This window comes from Lysinibacillus sp. NPDC095746 (genome assembly GCF_044763535.1).
Taxonomy (GTDB): Bacteria; Bacillota; Bacilli; order Bacillales_A; family Planococcaceae; genus Lysinibacillus.
In genome coordinates this window covers 14,336-34,266 of record NZ_JBIWGL010000034.1, presented here as the reverse complement: position 1 = coordinate 34,266, position 19,931 = coordinate 14,336, and the positions used below count along the sequence as shown (strand labels likewise).

General features: G+C 39.6%; 20 protein-coding genes. 13 read left to right on the top strand and 7 right to left on the bottom strand.

Translation table 11 applies throughout. The features are described 5' to 3' along the window. The first annotated feature begins 3 nt into the window (after nucleotides 1–3). From ACIQ7N_RS20105 to ACIQ7N_RS20095, 3 genes are all read left to right on the top strand, one after another. Entirely contained in the window at nucleotides 4–168 is a 165-nt protein-coding gene (locus tag ACIQ7N_RS20105) for a hypothetical protein (RefSeq protein WP_402935479.1), read from the top strand. A gap of 102 nt (nucleotides 169–270) precedes the next feature. Further along, nucleotides 271–444 carry a hypothetical protein gene (locus ACIQ7N_RS20100; RefSeq protein WP_402935476.1) on the top strand — a complete coding sequence of 58 codons (174 nt, stop codon included), beginning with the start codon at nucleotides 271–273 and terminating at the stop codon, nucleotides 442–444. Then, complete coding sequence (locus tag ACIQ7N_RS20095) at nucleotides 437–727, top strand: hypothetical protein (protein ID WP_402935473.1); 291 nt, start codon at nucleotides 437–439, stop codon at nucleotides 725–727. Before ACIQ7N_RS20100 ends, ACIQ7N_RS20095 begins: the two co-directional genes overlap by 8 nt. 62 nt (nucleotides 728–789) lie before the next feature. On the opposite strand, the gene ACIQ7N_RS20090 is transcribed toward ACIQ7N_RS20095, so the two are convergent. The 3 genes from ACIQ7N_RS20090 to ACIQ7N_RS20080 all read right to left on the bottom strand — a co-directional run bounded on the left by ACIQ7N_RS20090 (nucleotide 790) and on the right by ACIQ7N_RS20080 (nucleotide 2,827). After that, nucleotides 790–981 carry an H-type small acid-soluble spore protein gene (locus ACIQ7N_RS20090; protein WP_132357154.1) on the bottom strand — a complete coding sequence of 64 codons (192 nt, stop codon included), beginning with the start codon at nucleotides 979–981 and terminating at the stop codon, nucleotides 790–792. A gap of 12 nt (nucleotides 982–993) precedes the next feature. Next, the gene (locus ACIQ7N_RS20085) at nucleotides 994–1,155 is read right to left on the bottom strand and encodes a YfhD family protein (protein ID WP_248716778.1); all 162 of its coding nucleotides are present in this window, start codon (nucleotides 1,153–1,155) and stop codon (nucleotides 994–996) included. Nucleotides 1,156–1,411: 256 nt separating this feature from the next. Next, nucleotides 1,412–2,827: a LysM peptidoglycan-binding domain-containing protein gene (locus ACIQ7N_RS20080; protein ID WP_402935469.1), complete on the bottom strand. Its 1,416-nt coding sequence runs from the start codon at nucleotides 2,825–2,827 to the stop codon at nucleotides 1,412–1,414. 168 nt (nucleotides 2,828–2,995) lie between these two features. On the opposite strand from ACIQ7N_RS20080, the gene ACIQ7N_RS20075 reads away from it, so the two are divergent. Beyond that, entirely contained in the window at nucleotides 2,996–4,345 is a 1,350-nt protein-coding gene (locus tag ACIQ7N_RS20075) for an FAD-binding oxidoreductase (RefSeq protein WP_402935466.1), read from the top strand. A gap of 96 nt (nucleotides 4,346–4,441) precedes the next feature. Here the strand turns inward: ACIQ7N_RS20075 and ACIQ7N_RS20070 are convergent, their stop codons facing one another. Next, on the bottom strand, nucleotides 4,442–4,837 hold the full coding sequence (locus ACIQ7N_RS20070) for a (deoxy)nucleoside triphosphate pyrophosphohydrolase (RefSeq protein WP_402935463.1): 396 nt from the start codon (nucleotides 4,835–4,837) through the stop codon (nucleotides 4,442–4,444). Further along, complete coding sequence (locus tag ACIQ7N_RS20065) at nucleotides 4,834–5,286, bottom strand: hypothetical protein (RefSeq protein WP_402935460.1); 453 nt, start codon at nucleotides 5,284–5,286, stop codon at nucleotides 4,834–4,836. Before ACIQ7N_RS20065 ends, ACIQ7N_RS20070 begins: the two co-directional genes overlap by 4 nt. 144 nt (nucleotides 5,287–5,430) lie before the next feature. Between ACIQ7N_RS20065 and ACIQ7N_RS20060 the strand changes: the two genes are divergently transcribed. The 4 genes from ACIQ7N_RS20060 to ACIQ7N_RS20045 all read left to right on the top strand — a co-directional run bounded on the left by ACIQ7N_RS20060 (nucleotide 5,431) and on the right by ACIQ7N_RS20045 (nucleotide 12,699). Continuing rightward, nucleotides 5,431–6,195, top strand: a complete 765-nt coding sequence (locus ACIQ7N_RS20060; RefSeq protein ID WP_402935457.1) for a TrmH family RNA methyltransferase — start codon at nucleotides 5,431–5,433, stop codon at nucleotides 6,193–6,195. A gap of 767 nt (nucleotides 6,196–6,962) precedes the next feature. After that, nucleotides 6,963–8,000, top strand: coding sequence for a phenylalanine--tRNA ligase subunit alpha (pheS, locus tag ACIQ7N_RS20055; protein ID WP_132357149.1), 1,038 nt, complete (start codon nucleotides 6,963–6,965; stop codon nucleotides 7,998–8,000). A 12-nt stretch (nucleotides 8,001–8,012) separates the two neighbouring features. Next, nucleotides 8,013–10,430, top strand: coding sequence for a phenylalanine--tRNA ligase subunit beta (pheT, locus tag ACIQ7N_RS20050; protein ID WP_402935454.1), 2,418 nt, complete (start codon nucleotides 8,013–8,015; stop codon nucleotides 10,428–10,430). Between the two features lie 301 nt (nucleotides 10,431–10,731). Beyond that, nucleotides 10,732–12,699, top strand: coding sequence for a methyl-accepting chemotaxis protein (locus ACIQ7N_RS20045; RefSeq protein WP_402935451.1), 1,968 nt, complete (start codon nucleotides 10,732–10,734; stop codon nucleotides 12,697–12,699). A 129-nt stretch (nucleotides 12,700–12,828) separates the two neighbouring features. On the opposite strand, the gene rnhC is transcribed toward ACIQ7N_RS20045, so the two are convergent. Beyond that, a complete protein-coding gene (rnhC, locus tag ACIQ7N_RS20040) occupies nucleotides 12,829–13,755 on the bottom strand; it encodes a ribonuclease HIII (protein WP_402935448.1) in 927 nt (308 codons plus the stop codon). 134 nt (nucleotides 13,756–13,889) lie between these two features. On the opposite strand from rnhC, the gene zapA reads away from it, so the two are divergent. Genes zapA through ACIQ7N_RS20015 form a run of 5 tightly spaced genes read left to right on the top strand, consistent with a single transcriptional unit; the run spans nucleotide 13,890 to nucleotide 19,285 of the window. After that, complete coding sequence (gene zapA / locus ACIQ7N_RS20035; protein ID WP_132357145.1) at nucleotides 13,890–14,150, top strand: cell division protein ZapA; 261 nt, start codon at nucleotides 13,890–13,892, stop codon at nucleotides 14,148–14,150. Nucleotides 14,151–14,155: 5 nt separating this feature from the next. Continuing rightward, nucleotides 14,156–14,695, top strand: coding sequence for a CvpA family protein (locus ACIQ7N_RS20030; RefSeq protein ID WP_132357144.1), 540 nt, complete (start codon nucleotides 14,156–14,158; stop codon nucleotides 14,693–14,695). A gap of 59 nt (nucleotides 14,696–14,754) precedes the next feature. Continuing rightward, entirely contained in the window at nucleotides 14,755–16,464 is a 1,710-nt protein-coding gene (gene polX, locus ACIQ7N_RS20025) for a DNA polymerase/3'-5' exonuclease PolX (RefSeq protein ID WP_402935445.1), read from the top strand. 18 nt (nucleotides 16,465–16,482) lie between these two features. Beyond that, complete coding sequence (locus ACIQ7N_RS20020; RefSeq protein ID WP_402935442.1) at nucleotides 16,483–18,849, top strand: endonuclease MutS2; 2,367 nt, start codon at nucleotides 16,483–16,485, stop codon at nucleotides 18,847–18,849. 22 nt (nucleotides 18,850–18,871) lie between these two features. Beyond that, nucleotides 18,872–19,285 (top strand): DUF350 domain-containing protein, encoded by a 414-nt coding sequence (locus ACIQ7N_RS20015; RefSeq protein WP_132357141.1) that lies wholly within the window; start codon nucleotides 18,872–18,874, stop codon nucleotides 19,283–19,285. Nucleotides 19,286–19,374: 89 nt separating this feature from the next. Here ACIQ7N_RS20015 and ACIQ7N_RS20010 read toward each other — a convergent pair. After that, nucleotides 19,375–19,931: hypothetical protein (locus ACIQ7N_RS20010; RefSeq protein WP_402935439.1), on the bottom strand; the 557-nt coding region annotated here is incomplete at its 5' end.

The window sequence follows — 19,931 nt, the reverse complement described above, 5'->3', positions numbered from 1 at the left end:
TCAGTGGTGAAAAATAGAGCGAAGGATAGAAAGGCAAAAGCGATGGAAAGAATAATTGAAGCGACGGAAAGAAGAGTTGAAGCGATGGATAGAACGGCCAAAGCGACGGATGAGCAGTCAAAGCGGCGGATAGAGAAGCCAAAATCGTGGATAGAACCGTCAAAGTGATGGAAAGAAGAACTGAAGCGACGGAAAGAACCGCCAAAGCGACGGAAAGAAGAGCCGAAGCGACGGAAAGAACCGCCAAAGCGACGGAAAGAGCAGTCAGCGATGGAAAGAACTGGCGAAGCGACGGAAAGAGCAGTCAAAGCGACGGAAAGAGCGGCCATAGCGATGGATAGAGCAGCCAAAATCGTGGATAGAACCGTCAAAATGATGGATAGAGCAGTCAAAGCGACGGAAAGAAGAGCCGAAGCGACGGAAAGAGCAGTCAGCGATGGATAGAATCGTCAAAGCGATGGAAAGAGGAGTCAAAGCGACGGAAAGAGCGGCCACAGCGATGGATAGAGCAGCCAAAACCGTGGATAGAACCGTCAAAATGATGGATAGAGCAGCCAAAGTCGTGGATAGAACCATCAAGGCGACGGATAGAAGTCAAAATGATGAAGTGGTTGATTGGAATCAAGACTGTCGACTCCTTGCGGCTCATCAGACGCCCCCAGAATGGCCCGGCCGGAACGGAAATCAAACACTCGGTTTGACGGTAATAGGAATTTTATTGACATAATAAATAGGAAAACTGCTTACTTCATCACAGGAAGTAAGCAGTTTTATATTTGATGATAAAGTTTAATGTACGAGGTACTCTTCTTTTAATTCTCCTATGTCCACTTCCGAGCGTTCCTCTAAAGACCGACGTAAATGGACAGTTGCAGTTTTACCATCATCATGAAGTTTGTCAATCCAAATCGATACGCCATTATAGCTTACTTCATATTCTTTTGGTGAGGCGACAATTTCTTGTGCACGTGTATATTCCACTTGAAGGCCCCCTTATTTTTTTGTTTTGCCTTCTTTAGTGACTGAATTTATCATGTTCATAAACTCTTGAGAAAACTCTTCACTAACTTTGTTAGGCGCTATTTTTTGGTTTTTCGGCGTTTGAGGTAATGACCCTTTATTGGCACTTTGACCTTGCTTATTGTCTCTTCCCATGTTCAGTTTCTCCTTTCTTTTTGATATTTCTTAATATGGCTTTGAATTGATCTTTTTATCATGGGAAAAACTAGGGAAAGGTAAGAATTTATTGTATATATGTTTAGTGCTTTTTGTGTTAATAGATCGTCTTAAATGAGCATACTAAGCGTAATACGTGCTAAACTCCAAGAACGACTTCATGATTAACATCCTTTTGGCCAAATGAAAATCCTTTAGGACCGAAATCATCCTCACCATCACGATGAGTCTTTATTTATAATGAAACCTTTTTGATAGAAAAATCATTATTTAATAACGCCCAGTTTTGCGGGAATGGGAAACCTAACGCCCAATAGCTAATACCTCGAAGATTATATTCTTTCGTCATATCAAACTTAGCTTGTGCACTTCTAGCATCTTCAAACCATACCTCATGATTTCTACCTTGTTCATCGACATATCGGAAAAATGGTGATTGTGCCGTCCTATCATATTGAATGGTTGCCCCATGTTTTATTGCTCTATTAACGGCTTCTTGAGAGCTGAATGTTTCTGCTTCTTGGCCTTTAACATGTGGTAGAAGCCAATCGCGAGCATAAATTTGAAAGCCTAAAAATATTTTGTTAGCAGGCATAACGGATAAAGCATATTCCACAACTTTTCTCATCTCGTTAATGGGTGAAATAGCTTGTGGTGGACCAAGTCGGTATCCCCATTCATATGTCATCAAAATGACAAAGTCTGCAATTCTTCCGTGTGCTTCATAATCATGAGCCTCATATAAAGTTCCTGCCTGCGTTGCGCTCGTTTTTGGGGCAAGTGCCGTTGATACTAGGAATCCTTTTGGATGAAGACGATCAACAGCTAATTGGAGGAAAGTGTTGTAATTCTCTCGATCTGCTGGAAGAACGTTTTCGAAATCAACGTTTAGGACTTTATAGCCCTTTTCCTGCATCACTTGCAAAGTATTGTGGATAACCTTTTCCCGTAAATCTGCACTAGATAAAATAACATGTGATAAGTTGGAACCGGCTTCTGTGGAAGAGAAATTCGTAAGGGTTAACATAGGTGTAATGTTCTTAGTAATAGCTGCATCGATCATTTCTTTATCCTTTATAGGCTGTAATGTCCCATCCTCCTTCACCATATAAGCAAAGGGACTAAAATAAGTTAGTAGATGACCGATTGCGTTAATCGACTGTACGGCTTCTTTAGGCTCTTGATACGTATAAGCATTTACTTCAATGGTAGGCTTTGCTCTCGGAATAATTAAATGCGCACCAGCATAAATCATATTTGGATTAGAAATTCCATTTTCTGAAACGATTGCTTGAACAGTCGTTCCAAATTGTGTAGCAATTTGCGATAGAGTTTCTCCTGGCAGCACAATATGTGTAGTAGGTGGAATAATTAGTCTAGTTCCAGGTGTTAAAACATCTGGATTTGTTAAATGATTTTCTGTGATAATCGATTGTATAGTCACCCCGTAATGTTGAGAGATCGACCATAAGGTGTCACCCTTTTTTACAATATGGGTTGTGTAAGGGGAAGGGATAACGAGTGCTTGCCCGATTACTAATTGATCTGGATTAGATAAAGCGTTTAATTGGATAATGGAATTGGTAGGTACAGAATAGCTGTTTGCAATTTGCCAAAGTGTTTCACCAGCGCTTACAACATGGATAATCATAAGGACACCTCCTTAGTGGTTTCAATATAGCATCATATGTATGAATAAAGAGAATGAGCATTTATCTTTCATTTTTAAGCGATAAAAATTCCGATTTTCATATTCTTTCCAAGTGATACGCATAGGATAAAACATATGTATTGCATCATTTGAGAGAGGAGCTGTGTGTTGAAGAAAGTAAAGCTCACAGGAAGAATTGTTACCCCTAAAGATCCGGACTATGAGCAAGCAAGAACAAATAATAACTTAAATGATCCCAAATTTCCCGGTATCATTGTATTTTGTCGACATACGAAAGATGTTATCAATGCATTAAGATGGGCAAGAGAAAATAATGAATTATTTCGAATCAGAAGTGGGAGACATAACTATGAAAATTATTCATTATTAAATGAAGGTCTCGTTATAGATGTTAGTGATATGCATGACATAACTATTAACCAGCAAGATATGACAGCAAGAATTGAAGCGGGCGCTAATTTAGGAAAAGTATATCGGATATTATGGGAAAATGGTTTTACAATCCCGGCAGGAACTGAAGGTAGTGTAGGGGTTGTTGGTTTGACACTTGGTGGCGGAATTGGCATGCTATCACGTCCGTTTGGGCTAACATGTGACAATTTACTTGAACTTGAAATGGTTGTTGCAAATGGTCATGAAGGGGCTGAAGTAATCCAAGCTGACAAGGAGAAAAATAGTGATTTATTTTGGGCAAGTTGTGGCGGGGGCGGTGGGAATTTCGGCATCGTTACAGCTCTTACATTTAAACTGCATCCTATTTCTAACGTATCGATTTTCTCCATTACATGGGGATGGGAAGATTTTGAACGAGCCTTTGACACATGGCAAAAATGGGCGCCATATACAGATGAACGTTTGACCTCACAGATTGAGCTTAAATCTAAGGAAGTGGGCGAAATTGTTGCTCAAGGTGAGTTTATAGGTACGGCATCTGAGTTAAAGAAACTACTCCGTCCATTAAGGAAAACAGGTTCACCAGTGAATATATGGATAAAGGAAGTACCGTATATTAAAGCGGTAGAATTTTTTGACTTACCGAGCGGCAACAAACCAGCCTTCCGTAAAAGGTCAGGATCCTTTATTGAAAGGCCATTCCCTCATGCTGCTATTGTAAAAATGAAAGAATTTTTAACGAATACGCCAAATAGAGACACGACTATTTGGCAGCAATCTCTTAGAGGTACGATCAGTCAAATTGGGTCAAATCGGACAGCTTATTATTATAGGAATGCTTTGATTGCTCAGGAGTATAATACTTCATGGAAAAAAGCTAAAGAAGAAGAAAAAAATATTCAGTGGGTGGAGAATTTAAGAAGAGCTTTGTCACCTTACACTGCTGGCGATTATGTGAATTTCCCGGATCGTTTTATAAAAGATTGGCCAACTGCCTATTATGGTCGTAATCTTAGAATGCTTAGAGAGGTAAAGGGGAAATACGATCCGTTTAATGTATTTCATTTTCCTCAAAGTATTCCACCAAATAAAAAATGGCTTTAATTGAGGAAGATGAACTGCCTGTAAAAGCCTGTTGTGAAGACTAATAATCAGTGGGGAGGAAAGAACCCCCACTGATTAAAGTTTCACTTTCACTCTCTATTTTTCTGCAAGTATTTTATTGATCGCTGGAATATCAGCGGGAGCAAAATTAAGATTTAGCAGCTCATTTCGAGGAACCCATCTAATTTCAGCATGTTCTAACAGGACAGGCTCTCCTTTTGTAATTGACGCTTTAAATGTTTCTAAGCGTACGATAAATTTTTCATATTCATAAATCGTATCCTCAACCTTTTCACCGACTTGTATAGAGCAATTAAATTCCTCTAATATTTCACGAGTCAAAGCCTGATCAGGAGATTCGCCCTCTTCAATTTTACCACCAGGAAATTCCCAATAATTTGCTAGTACCATATTAGGATTTCTTAACGCACAAAAAATTTCGTGCTTATCATTTTCTATAATTGCACCGACTACATGTACATTTTTTTTCATTTATTTTCATCCCCATTGTGCATTCTTAAAATAATGAAAATTATAACATATATCACTGAAAAATCCCCTATTGTCGAGTAGGGAATAATTTTGCTCATTTCCATAGCGTGTGGTTGATTTCCGTTACGGTTGGGCGCTTTATAGCTGCGCTTTGCTTTCGCACAGAAAACATTTGTAGCTGCCGCTTCGTTTTCGCACAGAAAACATTTGTAGCTGCCGCTTCGCTTTCGCACAGAAAACATTTGTAGCTGTCGCTTCGCTTTCGCACAGAAAACATTTGTAGCTGTCGCTTCGCTTTCGCACAGAAAACATTTGTAGCTGTCGCTTCGCTTTCGCACAGAAAACTTTGTAGCTGTCGCTTTGCTTTCGCACAGAAAACTTTGTAGCTGTCGCTTTGCTTTCGCACAGAAAACTTTGTAGCTGTCGCTTTGCTTTCGCACAGAAAACATTTGTTACTGCCGCTTCGCTTTAGCACAGAAAACATTTGTAATAGAAAAATAACAATTAAACTGTTTTTTTGCATGACTATGTAATTGTCGTTTTCTACTGTATAATAATGAACAATATATAGGAAAAAGGCGGTACGAGGTACGATGAAAAGAATTGAATCTACGCAAAATGCGTTAGTGAAATATTGGAAGAAGCTTGCTACAACACGTAAAGAGCGTGAAAGATCAGGAGAATTCCTAGTAGAGGGATTCCACTTGGTGGAAGAAGCATTAAAAAATACGGAACAAGTGATGCAACTAATTGTACGTGAAGGTGTAGAATTACCAATGCTTTGGCCGATTGATAATGTAGCCATCGTTGAGGTAACGGCTGCTGTTGCCAAGGAGTTTGCTGAAACGGAGACTTCACAAGGTGTATTTGCGGTTTGTAAGCAGCCTTTATTAGACGAAGGTGTAATGGCCACGTGGCGAAAGGTGCTGCTAATTGATGCCGTGCAAGATCCAGGAAATATTGGAACGATGATTCGTACTGCAGATGCAGCTGGTTTGGATGCAGTCATACTCGGTAAGGGCTGTGCGGATTTATATAATCCTAAAACGCTTCGTTCTGCACAAGGCTCACATTTCCATATCCCGGTCATTCGAGGCGATTTAGAGGAATGGATTGAGCAGCTACAAAATAATGGTGTACCAGTATTTGGGACTGCTTTAGATGAGGATGCAGTTGTCTATAGCGATGTTGAACATACTGGTGCATTCGCGATCATGATGGGGAATGAAGGTAGTGGTATTCATCCACAACTACTTTCGATGACAGATCAAAATATTATTATTCCAATTTTGGGACAAGCGGAGTCTCTAAACGTAGCAGTAGCAACAGGAATCGTTTTATATGGATTTGTTAAGTAGGTAATAAAAGCAATGACAACTGTAATTGCAAGAATATGGTGAAATCGTTAAAATTTTTGGTCATCACCATAAAGTGTGGTTGATTTCCGTTCCGACTGGGCGCTTTGTTGCTGCCGCTTCGCTTTCGCACAGAAAAACATTTGTAGCTGCCGCTTCGCTTTCGCACGGAGCAAAGCTTCCTGAGGGCGTCTGATGAGCCGCTTCGCTGTAGGGTCGGGCCAACACGATGGTGGTCACGAAGGCGTTATCACAGGATGTGATGCTTTTAGCCTTCGTTCCTGCCCAGTCTCCACTCCAAATCAACTAATATATGGAATATGGTTTAACAAATGTCATCTGCAATTTTTGGCGATGAGCCTAAAAATTGCCGATAGAACCATTTTTATCGATGGCAATAGGTACATGGCTCTTGATTTGAATTGGTATAGTATTGTATAATCACTGTTAAAATGTAAACGAAAATGCTTTGACCGGGAAGTAGTAAAGATTGTGAATGGACGACAGGGAGTGCAGGCCGATGATTGAGAGCCAGTGCCGTACCAATGCAGTTTTGAATTCATCCTGCGAGCAGCTACCGGGACCAGCGAAACGCTGTAAAGGTATGCCGGCTTTAATCTAGTCGTTATGTCAATGAAGTGATTGTTAGGAATTTTCCTTGCAATAACTAGGGTGGTACCGCGAATATGTCCTCGTCCCTTTTTTAGGGGCGAGTTTTTTTTATGCCATCAACAAAATTGGCATGGATTTGAACAAGGAGGGTTTATTACATGGAAGAGCAATTAAAGCAATTAGAGCAAGAAGCACTTGCTAAAATTGAAGCGGCAGCAAATTTAAAGGAATTAAATGATGTGCGAGTAGCATATCTAGGGAAAAAAGGACCTATCACTGATTTATTAAAAGGTATGGGGAAATTATCCGCTGAGGAACGCCCAAAAATGGGTGCTTTAGTCAATACAGTTCGTGAAAAGGTAACGGCTGTATTAGAGGAAAAGGTAACTGTGCTAGAGGAAGCAGCCATTGCTGAAAAATTAGCAAGTGAGTCGATTGATGTCACTTTACCTGGCCGTGAAATTAAAGTTGGCAATCGTCATCCATTAACACGTGTTATTGAAGAAATTGAAGATTTATTTATCGGTATGGGCTATGAAATTGCTGAAGGGCCGGAAGTGGAAAAGGATTATTATAACTTCGAGGCACTAAACTTACCGAAGGGACATCCTGCTCGTGATATGCAAGATTCGTTCTATATTTCCGAGGAAATATTATTACGTACGCATACTTCTCCTGTGCAAGCTCGCACGATGGAAGAGAAGAAGGGTGAATCAATTCGCATTATTTGTCCAGGGAAAGTATTCCGTCGTGACAACGATGATGCTACACACTCTCACCAATTCATGCAAATTGAAGGGTTAGTGATCGGTGAAAATATTCGCATGAGTGACCTTAAAGGTACACTTGATACATTAGCGAAAAAAATGTTTGGTGCGGACCGCGAAATTCGACTTCGACCAAGCTTCTTCCCATTCACAGAGCCATCTGTTGAAATGGATATTTCTTGCTTCAAATGTGGTGGTTCTGGCTGTAACGTATGTAAAGGTACAGGCTGGATTGAAATATTAGGAGCTGGAATGGTGCATCCAAATGTACTTGAAATGGCTGGCTATGATCCAAAGAAAGTATCAGGCTTTGCATTCGGTATTGGTGCTGAACGTATTGCAATGTTGAAATATGGTGTCGACGATATTCGTCATTTCTATACAAGTGACACACGTTTCTTATCACAATTCGAGCGAACAGAAGCGTAAGGGGGATAACAAATGTTAGTATCATTAGATTGGTTAAAAGATTATGTAAATACACAGGATTTAACACCTGAGGAGTTAGCTGAAAAAATTACGCGCTCTGGAATTGAAGTAGATGCAGTAATTGACCGTGCTAACGCAATGGATAAAGTTGTTGTCGGCTATGTCGTATCAAAGGAAAAACACCCTGAAGCAGATAAATTAAATATTTGCCAAGTGGATGTTGGTGAAGCTGAACCACAACAAATTATTTGTGGTGCTCCAAACGTAGATGCTGGTCAAAAAGTTATTGTCGCTCGTCCTGGTGCACATTTACCAGGCGGCATTAAAATAAAAAAAGCGAAACTTCGTGGACATGAATCAAACGGCATGATTTGTTCATTACAAGAGTTAGGAATCGAAGGGAAACTAGTTCCTAAAGCATATTCTGAAGGTATTTATGTGCTTCCTAAGGGAGCTGAGGTCGGTTCAGATGCCCTTGCTATTTTAGGTTTACGTGACACAGTATTAGAGCTTGGTTTAACACCAAACCGCTCAGATGCACTGTCAATGCTAGGTGTGGCGTATGAAGTTGGCGCCATTCTATCTGAAGAAGTGAAGTATCCAGAAATCGCCTACAGCACATCTTCTGAAAAAGCAGAAGACATGTTAAAGCTTCGAGTAGAAGATTTACAAGCAAACCCAATGTATGTAGCAAAAGTTGTGAAAAACGTAAAAATCGCGGAATCGCCGATGTGGCTACAAAATCGCTTAATGGCAGCAGGTGTACGCCCTCATAATAATGTGGTCGATGTAACGAACTACATTTTAATGGAATACGGTCAACCGCTTCATGCCTTTGACTACGATAGTCTTGCAACAGGTGAAATCGTAGTGCGTAAAGCAACAGATGGCGAAAAAATTACTACTTTAGATGACCAAGAGCGTACATTGAAAGCAACAGATTTAGTCATTACAAATGGCAAAGAGCCAGTAGCTATCGCAGGTGTAATGGGTGGTGCTAACTCTGAAGTAAATGATTCTACAACAACGGTTGTGATCGAATCTGCTTATTTCGATGGTTTAACTGTACGTCAAACATCACGTCATCTTGGACTTCGTTCAGATGCTTCTGCTCGCTTTGAAAAGGGTGTTGACCCTAACCGTGTATTACCAGCTGCAGAACGTGCTGCTGCACTACTAGCTGAACTAGCTGGTGGGGAAGTGTTAGAGGGAACATGCATCGTAGATGAGCTAGATAAATCACCGGCACGTGTTGTCGTTTCTCCAGATTTTATTAATGAACGTTTAGGTATGAAAATTTCATTAGAAGAAATGTTGACTATTTTAGAGCGTCTTAAATTTGGCGTAGAAGCAGCAAATGGTTTACTAATCGTTGATGCACCAACACGTCGTCAAGATATTAAAATTGAAGAAGATATTGTAGAAGAAATTGCTCGTTTATATGGCTATGATGAAATCCCGATGACGTTACCAGAGGGAGCAAACCAAGTAGGTCGTCTAACACCATATCAAGCAAATCGTCGTGTTGTTCGTAACTATATGGAGGGGGCAGGCCTTTACCAAGCTGTCACTTACTCATTAACTTCAGATGCATTGTCACAACGCTTTGCATTGAAAGCTGAGCCAGTAACACGTTTACTAATGCCGATGAGTGAGGACCGTTCAACACTACGTCAAAGTCTTATCCCACATTTAATTGAAGCGGCTGCGTATAATGTTGCACGTAAAGCTGGCAATGTGGCATTGTATGAAATCGGTTCAGTATTCCTTGGTCAATCAGAAGAGGGGCTACCGTACGAGGAAGAGCATGTGGCGGCAGTAGTAACAGGAACATGGCTTGACCATGCTTGGCAAGGGGAGAAAAAAGCAGTAGATTTCTTCGTCTTAAAAGGCATTGTAGAAGGTGTTATCGGTAAGCTCGGTTTAGAGGACCGTATTTCATTTGTAAAAGCTGAAGTAGATGGATTACATCCAGGACGTACTGCTAGCATTCTTTTAGACGGTGAACAAGTGGGTATTATTGGTGGATTACATCCAGCAGAGCAAAAAGCATGGGGTGTCAAAGACACATATGTAATGGAAATGAATCTAGTAACATTATTAAATGCTAATGCAAAAGAAGCACCTCTTGGTTATACACCAGTGCCTCGCTTCCCAGCAATGTCTCGTGATATTGCCCTTATCATGGACCGTACAACAACAGCTGGAGAGGTTATTGCTGCGATTCGCTCAGCAAGCGTGAAATTATTGAAAGACGTTCGTGTATTCGACGTATATGAAGGTGAAAAAATGGAGGCTGGTAAAAAATCAGTTGCATTCTCCCTAACATACTTCGATCCAGAACGTACTTTAACAGATGAAGAGGTTGTTGCAGCACATAACAAAGTGTTAAAAGCTATTGCAACAATTGAAGGTACAGAAGTACGTTAATTTTTAACTTCTTTTCAGCATATAGGTTTTGTACCGAACGCGTAGCGACCAGTACAGATGTAGCTCTAAAGCGCTGAAAGAAGTTAAGCCTCCGGAGCTATTATGCCGAGGCATTATTGATTATGTTTTTGTGAGCTGTCTCTTAATGAGGCAGCTTTTTGTTTTATTCACATGGAGAAAATAAAGCACTGAAGAGAAGGGTTTTTCGCAATATTTAGAAATAACAAAAAATAAATTTTTGATTTATATTTGTGTATAGTATAATTTGGATAGAAAATTTTACTATTGGGTGGTAGTTATTATGAAAAATCATCGAAAAAGAAGAGGCTTTTCCATGCGTGCCCGATTAATATGGGCGTTTACTTTGACACTTTTAATTCCCAGTATTGCCATTGGTACGTTTTCATATTTGAAGGCTTCTGATCAATATGACAAGGAATTAAGTAATAGCTCGCGCGAAAGTGTCGATTTATTAAATACACTAATTTCAAATGAGATATCACCTATTCAAAGTGATGCGGAGTATTTAGCTGCTTCTTTTAATAAAAATGTGCAAGATGCAGATGCTTTAAAGGAATTAGAAAAATATAATGCTTTACATAGCAATGTCTCTGTTGTCAATTTAGCAATTGAGGGGCACAAATTTATGCGTGAGCCATATGCTAAATCCTCAGCCGATTATGATCCATTTACGCGACCATGGTACTTAAAGGCTATTGAATCACCAGGTAAAGGCGTTATGGTTGATCCATATAAATCAACGATTACAGGTGAATTAATATTAGCAGTATCAGCTGGTTTACAGGATCGTTCAGGGGTTATTTCTATTGGTCTAAATTTAGACGGAATTTCCGAGCTAGTGAAATCAGTGGAGATTGGTGATAATGGCTATGCTACATTAGTAAATGCCAATAATCTTATTATTGCTGATCCACAATTAGAGGCAGGATCGGAGCTCAAAAAGTCGTATATAGAAAAGATACAAGGAAAAGAAGAAGGTAGTTTTACCATTGAAGAAGATGGGAAAAAGCATCGAGTGTTTTTTACTACTAATAAACTAACTGGGTGGAAAATTATTGGGACTATGGATTTGGCAGACGTAGCAGCTGTCACAAAACCAATATTAATAAACACGATGACCGTTATTGTCATTGCACTAATCGTATTTGGAATCATTGGTGCTTTCATAATAAGAACAATCACTCAGCCATTAAATAAGTTGTCAACAGTAGCTGAGCAGGTTGGAGATGGTGATTTACGTATTTTAATTGATATTAAAAGACATGATGAGATAGGTAAATTGGCAGATATATTCAATAAAATGATTCTATCTTTACGTAGTGTAGTTGGTAACATTGGTGAGGAATCCAATCAGTTAGCTGCATCATCGGAGGAACTTACAGCAAGTACATCTGAAAATAAACGAGCTACATCGCAAATTGTTGATTCCATTCAAACATTTGCTGAAACGGTTGATTTGCAAGCCGAAACAATTAATGATAGCACTAACGCTGTACTTGAAATGTCTTCATCCATTCAACAAATTGCCGTTAAGTCCGATACCGTTAATGAGATGTCCCATAAAGCAATGGAGGCTGTTGTGATAGGAGACGAAACTATTCAAACAGCAATAGGCCAAATGAAAATGATTCAAAGTACTGTCCAAGCACTTGAAAACACCGTACAAACACTAAGTGATCGTTCAAATGAAATCGGACGTATTGTAGAGGCTATTACGCAAATTGCTGATCAAACGAATCTTTTAGCTCTAAATGCTGCAATTGAAGCTGCTCGTGCAGGTGAGCATGGAAAAGGTTTTGCAGTTGTTGCTGATGAGGTGCGAAAGCTTGCTGAGCAATCCGCACAATCAACCATGCAAATAAAAGATATCATTGATTATATTCAAGCCGATACAAAACTAGCGGTTGAATCAATGGCTGCTGGTTCAGCTGAGGTAATAAAGGGAATTGATGTAACAAATATGGCAGGAAAGTCATTCAAAGAAATTAGTGATAATGTGCAAAGCGTAACCTATGAAATAGGACAAATTTCAGAGACAGCAAAAGTTATTTCTGAACACTCCAATCAAGTGGCTCTAGGAATTGAAAGTGTGCTTCAGCGAACAAATGACAATACAGCAAGTGCACAAAATATATCCGCCGCAACAGAGGAACAGCTTGCTTCTATGGAAGAAATCGCTGCATCGGCAGAAGCCCTTGCTAAAATGTCTGAAAATCTACAACAAACCATTAAACAGTTTAAATATTAGGCTAAACAAAAATCTGATCATAATAAGTTTTTGATAGAAAGAATTTCGCTAACTACAATAGAGAACTAGTTGTGTATAACTTGTAATCTGCTGGAGTATAGCGAAATTTTTTTGTCAAATAGACCAATATTATTTCATCTTTTTAGCTTTCTCAGTATTCGCAAAGTGCCATTTCGTAATGGTACGTAAAAATTCCTCACCTTGTTTCCGCCAAATGCGTCCTGCTAACGCATCTACTTTCGCTGAAGCTCCCTTCAACAACTCTATCCCAGCAATCTCGCTCAGACGGTCCATTTCTTTTAAAAATGCAGCACGAGCTAATATTGATGCAGTTGCTACGGAAAGATGTAGTTGCTCGGCCTTCGTAGAAAATAGCACATTCTCCCGAACAATATCTCGTTCATTTTTTAAGTAATTGTAATAAACGCCGCGTTCCGCAAACTGATCTATCAAAATATGTTCTGGTTTTTCGGGCGCCATTTTCGCCAGTGCATTTTTAAGTGCTCGATTGTGCATCATAGCTTTCATTTTACCTTGAGAGTAGCCTCGTGATTGTAATTCGTTATATTTTTCATTGCGTAGTACAAGTACACTATGGACACAAGCTGCTCGTAAATCAGGGGCTATTTTACGCATGTAATCATCCGTTAGCATTTTTGAGTCTTTGACACCAAGTTCGTTTATAAGCGCAATTTTTGATGATGGGACATATACGGCTGCAACTGTTATTGGACCGAAATAATCACCAGTACCAGTTTCGTCTGAGCCTAGCACCGACATCGTAGCAAAACCTTCTGGAAGAACGTCGCCCTTTACTCCTATCGACGATGATTTTTGTGTATTTTGTTCTTCTATGTTTCCCCAGCGCGCAGCTTCTCGCTCAGCTCCTCCCCCTTGGAACATTAATTTACCTGATTTGTACATCGTAATTGCTGTATCTGGGAGCTTTGCGGCAAAGATTACACCTGGAGCTTTACGCTCTATAAAATGGTTGGCATAGTATGACATTACCTCTTTTTGTCTATTTGTTGATATGGAAAGTACAATATTTGACATTTACTCGTTCCTTTCTGTCCTCGTTGTTCACAATTTTATACCTTTCATGGTATGATAATAAATAGCTTTTTTGTGTAAGCAGCTCACAATAAAAAAATTCGTGAGCACAAAAATTTTTAAAGGAGGGTGCGACTATGGAAAATCAAGAAAAGAATAAAATTTCTGTGGAAATCTACGGTCATACATATAAAATGGTCGGCTCTGAATCCATGGGACATATGCGACTTGTCGCTTCAATTGTTGATGACCGTATGCGCGAAATGAATGTACATAATCCCTCTCTTGATAGCACAAAGCTCGCCGTTCTTACAGCAGTAAATACCGTTCATGACTATTTACTATTAAAAGAACAAATGGAAAAACTAGAAGAAGAATTGAAAAAATTAAAGGGTTGAAGTGAATGTTAGATTTAATCATATTAGTGGTGCTATTAGCCGGGCTCATCGTTGGTGCAAAACGTGGTTTCATTGTTCAGATGATGCATATCGTTAGCTTTATAGTTGCCCTAATAGTTGCGTATATCTATTATAAACCATTAGCACAAAAATTTGTGTTTTGGGTTCCGTATCCAGGTGTAACAGATTCAGGTAGTCTTGGAGTAGTTATTGATAGCCTGGATTTAGACCGCACTTTTTACCGTGTCATTGCATTTGCAGTTATTTTCTTTGCGGTGAAAATTACATTGCAAATTGTGGCATCGATTTTTGATTTTATAGCGTATTTACCTGTGTTAGGTACAGTGAATCGCTGGCTTGGAGCATTGTTTGGCATGATTGAAAACTATTTAATTATGTTTATTTTACTGTACATTCTTGCTTTATTGCCAGTTGCTTCTATTCAAAGTTTAATGTCGAAGTCGTTGTTAAGTGGTCTCATTTTGGAACACACCCCAATTATTACAAGTATGTTCCAAAATTGGTGGTATATTTATATGCAATAGCAAACTGTGCACTTCTCTCGGTTTTGAGGGAAGTGTTTTTACGATAGGAGGAATTCCCAATGAACAAAAAAACAATTATTCGCACATTTGAAAAAATTGCATTGTATATGGAATTACAAGGGGAAAATCCATTCAAAGTGTCTGCCTTTCGAAAAGCTGCTGCCGCACTCGAAGGGGACGAGCGCTCGTTAAGTGAGATGGAAGATGTAACAAAGCTTAAGGGTATAGGTAAAGGTACAGCTGCGGTTATTGAGGATTTAATGACAAATGGTGAATCAAGCTTATTAAAAGAATTAGAAGAAATTGTACCAAAAGGATTGCTCCCGCTATTAAAACTTCCAGGCTTAGGTGGTAAAAAAATTGCTAAGCTTCATCAAGAGTTAGGGGTTGATTCTGCGGACAGTTTAAAGGCTGCTTGTGAGGAAGGTAAAGTTCGTGAGCTAGCAGGCTTTGCGGCTAAGACTGAAGAAAAAATTTTAAAGGAGCTTGCAAATTTAGCAAATCGATCAGAACGTTTACCGATTTGGCAGCTGGAGCCAGTTGTTTTACAAATTGAAGCTCTTCTAGGTAGTATGGAAGAAGTAGAACGTTTTTCTGTTGCAGGAAGCTTCCGTCGTGCAGCTGAAACAAGTAAAGATATTGATTTTATTGTTGTAACTGAAGCAGTTGAAACTGTACGTGAAAAGTTACTGAATAAGCTTTCTGTACAAGAAGTCGTAGCAGCTGGTGATACAAAAATTTCAGTTATTTTAGATCTAGATGAGCCTGTAAGTGCAGATTTCCGATTAGTAAGAGATGTAGAATATGCAACAGCTTTGCATCATTTCACAGGCTCGAAAGATCACAATGTACGCATGCGTCAAATTGCTAAAGCCCGTGGTGAAAAAATTAGTGAATATGGTGTAGAGCAGGCTAATGGCACCGTATTAACGTTTAAGGATGAAGAAGCATTTTTTGCGCATTTTGATTTACCATTTATTCCACCGAGTTTGCGTACAGGAACATCGGAATTTGACAAAACGAATGACATTAAAAGTCTAGTGAAAATAGAAGATATTAAAGCAGATTTGCATATGCATACGACTTGGTCCGATGGTGCATACTCTATTGCTGAAATGGGCGAAGCATTGATTGCGCGTGGCTATCAGTATAGTGTTATTACTGACCATTCACAATTTTTAAAAGTAGCGAATGGTCTAACGCCAGAGCGTTTAACAAAGCAACGTGCTGAAATTGAGGCGTTTAATGAAGCACATCCTGATTTTCATTTATATGCGGGGACAGAAATGGATATTTTGCCGGATGGTTCCCTAGATTTTGAAGATGATGTGCTAAAAGAATTAGACTTTGTCATTGCCTCTATTCACTCTAGCTTTACACAATCGCAGGACAAAATTATGGCACGTTTACTTACGGCGATGCAAAATCCGTACGTTCATATGATTGCACATCCAACTGGTCGCATTATTGAGGATCGTAATGGCTATAATCCTGATATGGGACAATTAATTTCGTGGGCAAAGGAATATGGTAAAATTTTAGAGTTAAATGCGAATCCATATCGTCTTGATTTATGTGTAGAGCATTTAGAAATGGCTTTGGCAGCTGGTGTGCCCGTAGCAATCAATACGGATGCCCATGATATTGCTCATTTACGCTTTATGGATATTGGGGTGCGCTATGCAAACAGAGCATGGTTAAAAAAGGATATAATTGTGAATACATGGACGCGAAAACAATTTGAAGCGTTTATTCGACGAAATAAATAGATTGAGGAGGTGTTCTCAGTGATCGCAGAACGCGCATTGAAAACACTAGAATATGATAAAGTACGTCAGCAAGTGGCTACATACTGTACTTCTTCAATCGGTAAATCAGCGGTTGATGAGCTTGTACCACAGACAGACTTTGAAAAAGTTGTACAATTATTAGAAGAAATGGATGAAGGACTATCCATATTACGTGTTAAAGGCAATGTGCCGATGGGTGGGATTTTTGATGTGCGACCAGCTGCAAGGCGTGCACAAATCGGTGGCATGCTTTCAGCGATGGAACTAATGGAAGTTTCAAGTACAATTCGAGCTAGTAGAATTCTTCGCAATTTTATAGAAGATATACAATCAGAAGAAGTGATTGAGATTCCTCATTTCATCGCAAAAAAAGAAGCGATGCCTGTTTTGACAGGCTTGCAACATGAAATTAATAACTGTATTGATGACAACGGTTCTGTGCTAGACTCTGCAAGCCAAACTTTGCGTTCAATTCGCCAGTCTTTGCGCGCAGAGGAGGCCAAAGTACGTTCTAAGCTGGAAAGCCTTATACGTGGGAGCAATGCTTCAAAAATGCTTTCAGATACACTTGTAACGATTCGTAATGATCGCTTTGTTATTCCCGTTAAGCAAGAGTATCGTCATCATTATGGTGGAATTGTGCATGACCAATCCTCTTCGGGCCAAACATTATTTATCGAGCCAGATTCGATTGTACAAGCGAATAATGAAATTCATCGATTAAAAATGAAAGAGCAAGCTGAAATTGAACGCATCTTACTTGCCTTAAGTGCAATGGTAGAGGAAGTAGCCCCAGATTTATTTAATTTAGTAAAAGTACTAGGTGAGATTGACGTTATTTTAGCTAAAGGCAAATATGGGCAAGCGAACAAATGTACAATGCCTAAAATGAATAACGATGGCTATATTCGACTTGTTCGTGCACGTCATCCGCTTTTACCAATTGAAACAGCGGTTCCTAACGATATTGAATTTGGGAAAGACATTACGGCAATTGTGATTACAGGGCCAAACACGGGCGGTAAAACCGTCACTTTAAAAACAGTTGGACTATGTACATTAATGGCACAGGCTGGGTTACCAGTGCCTGCACTTGATGGTTCAGAGCTTGCTGTTTTCAAGCAGCTTTTTGCAGATATTGGAGATGAACAGTCAATTGAACAATCACTGTCAACATTCTCCTCCCATATGGTCAACATAGTAGATATCTTACAAAAGTTTGATTTGGAATCACTCGTTCTATTTGATGAATTAGGTGCCGGGACAGATCCTCAGGAAGGGGCAGCTCTGGCCATCTCCATTTTAGATGAAGTACATGGTCGTGGCGCCCGCGTTATGGCAACAACGCACTATCCTGAGCTAAAAGCGTATGGCTATAATCGTCCAGGGGTTGCCAATGCAAGTGTAGAGTTTGATATTGAGACATTGAGTCCAACATATCGTCTACTTATTGGTGTACCAGGCCGCTCTAATGCATTTGAAATTTCAAGTCGTCTGGGCTTACCAGAATCGATTATTGACCGTGCGAAAAGCTTTACAGGTACAGATCGCCATGAGGTAGAGTCAATGATTGCTTCACTAGAAGAGACTCGTCGCCAATCTGAAGATGATGCAGAACGCTCTCATGAATTACTTATGGAGTCTGAAGAACTTCGTAAAGAGCTACAAGGAAAACTACAAGCTTACGAAGAACGCAAAGAAGCACTCGATAAAAAAGCGAAAGAAAAGGCTCGTAAAATTGTTGATGAAGCAAAAAGAGAAGCAGAATCAATTATTGCTGAGCTGCGAGAAATGCGCAAAAATGCAGACCAAGTTGTTAAAGAGCATGAACTCATCGAAGCACGTAAACGATTGGAAGAAGCTACCCCGCTTGAAAACAATAAAGTGTTGAAAAAAGCAGCACAAGTAAAGGCTCGTGCACAAAACTTAGTTGTCGGAGACGAGGTAAAGGTGTTAAGCTATGGACAACGGGGTACATTGCTCGAAAAAGTATCGGATACCGAATGGGTTGTGCAAATGGGTATTCTGAAAATGAAAATCTCAGATAGTGATCTAGAGTATATTAAACCCGAAAAAGAACCTGTTCAACGTATGGCTGGTGTAAAAAATCGCAATAGTCATGTAAAATTAGAATTAGATTTACGCGGCGAACGGTATGAAGATGCCATCATACGTACGGAAAAATATATTGATGATGCCTTGCTTGCTAACTATGGGCGTGTATCAATTATTCATGGTGTCGGTACAGGTGCATTACGTCAGGGAATTCAAAGTTATTTGAAAAAGCATAAGCGTGTAAAATCCTTCCGTTTTGGTGAAGCGGGTGAGGGAGGATTAGGTGTCACGGTTGTGGAATTGAAATAAGCAGTAAAGGGGACGGAGAAAAATGCTGAATTCTAGCTTTTGGCGATATCCAATTATCGAAACGGCAGGATATTTTAGTGTTGTTGTATTATGTTTAGTCGTCTCGATGGCATTGTTCGAAGTCGTTACGAAATATAAAAACTGGGAAGAAATTAAAAATGGTAATATCGCTGTGGCACTTGCAACAGGCGGGAAAATACTGGGGATTTGTAATATTTTTCGCTTTTCCATTGCGCGCCACAGCACTTTAAGTGAAATGATTGGCTGGGGCCTTTTTGGTTTTACATTACTAATTGTGGCGTATTTCTTATTTGAATTTATGACACCCCGTTTTAATGTTGATCAAGAAATTGCTAACGATAATCGCTCAGTCGGTTTCATTTCCTTTACCATTTCACTCGGTCTATCGTTTGTGATTGGGGCAAGTATTGCATAGGAGTGTAATGACATGGAAAAATTAGCAAAAGTACTAATCGTTGTCTGCATCGCATTTTTGGCAGTCGGTGTCTATTATATGATGACCCTTTAAGCAAAAACGCATCCTTTTATGAGGATGCGTTTTTTCATTTGTAAAGAGAAGAACTGATCGGGTAGCGAGAAAAAGTGATCGGGTATTACCGAAAACTGATCAGGTAGCGAGAAAAAGTGATCGGGTATCCCGGAAAACGGATCGGGTAGCGAGAAAAAGTGATCGGGTATCCCGGAAAACTGATCGGGTAGCGAGAAAAAGTGATTGGGTATCCCCGAGAACTGATCAGGTAGCGAGAAAAAGTGATCGGTTATCATCGAAAACTGATCAGGTAGCAAGAAAAAATGATCAGGTATCATTGAAAACTGATCAGGTAGCAAGAAAAAGTGATCGGGTATCCCGGAAAACTGATCAGGTAGCGAGAAAAAGTGATCGGGTATTACCGAAAACTGATCAGGTAGCAAGAAAAAGTGATCGGTTATCATCGAAAACTGATCGGGTAGCGAGAAAAAGTGATCGGGTATCCCCGAGAACTGATCAGGTAGCGAGAAAAAGTGATCGGTTATCATCGAAAACTGATCAGGTAGCAAGAAAAAATGATCAGGTATCATTG

Bases quoted from the DNA above. Each gene is read 5' to 3' on its own strand.
- zapA (WP_132357145.1), top strand. From the start codon at position 13,890: ATGGAAAATCAAGAAAAGAATAAAATTTCTGTGGAAATCTACGGTCAT.
- ACIQ7N_RS20015 (WP_132357141.1), top strand. From the start codon at position 18,872: ATGCTGAATTCTAGCTTTTGGCGATATCCAATTATCGAAACGGCAGGA.
- pheT (WP_402935454.1), top strand. From the start codon at position 8,013: ATGTTAGTATCATTAGATTGGTTAAAAGATTATGTAAATACACAGGAT.
- ACIQ7N_RS20095 (WP_402935473.1), top strand. From the start codon at position 437: ATGGATAGAATCGTCAAAGCGATGGAAAGAGGAGTCAAAGCGACGGAA.
- ACIQ7N_RS20070 (WP_402935463.1), bottom strand. From the start codon at position 4,837: ATGAAAAAAAATGTACATGTAGTCGGTGCAATTATAGAAAATGATAAG.
- ACIQ7N_RS20045 (WP_402935451.1), top strand. From the start codon at position 10,732: ATGAAAAATCATCGAAAAAGAAGAGGCTTTTCCATGCGTGCCCGATTA.
- ACIQ7N_RS20030 (WP_132357144.1), top strand. From the start codon at position 14,156: ATGTTAGATTTAATCATATTAGTGGTGCTATTAGCCGGGCTCATCGTT.
- ACIQ7N_RS20100 (WP_402935476.1), top strand. From the start codon at position 271: ATGGAAAGAACTGGCGAAGCGACGGAAAGAGCAGTCAAAGCGACGGAA.
- rnhC (WP_402935448.1), bottom strand. From the start codon at position 13,755: ATGTCAAATATTGTACTTTCCATATCAACAAATAGACAAAAAGAGGTA.
- pheS (WP_132357149.1), top strand. From the start codon at position 6,963: ATGGAAGAGCAATTAAAGCAATTAGAGCAAGAAGCACTTGCTAAAATT.
- ACIQ7N_RS20065 (WP_402935460.1), bottom strand. From the start codon at position 5,286: ATGTTTTCTGTGCGAAAGCAAAGCGACAGCTACAAAGTTTTCTGTGCG.
- polX (WP_402935445.1), top strand. From the start codon at position 14,755: ATGAACAAAAAAACAATTATTCGCACATTTGAAAAAATTGCATTGTAT.
- ACIQ7N_RS20085 (WP_248716778.1), bottom strand. From the start codon at position 1,155: ATGGGAAGAGACAATAAGCAAGGTCAAAGTGCCAATAAAGGGTCATTA.
- ACIQ7N_RS20080 (WP_402935469.1), bottom strand. From the start codon at position 2,827: ATGATTATCCATGTTGTAAGCGCTGGTGAAACACTTTGGCAAATTGCA.
- ACIQ7N_RS20060 (WP_402935457.1), top strand. From the start codon at position 5,431: ATGAAAAGAATTGAATCTACGCAAAATGCGTTAGTGAAATATTGGAAG.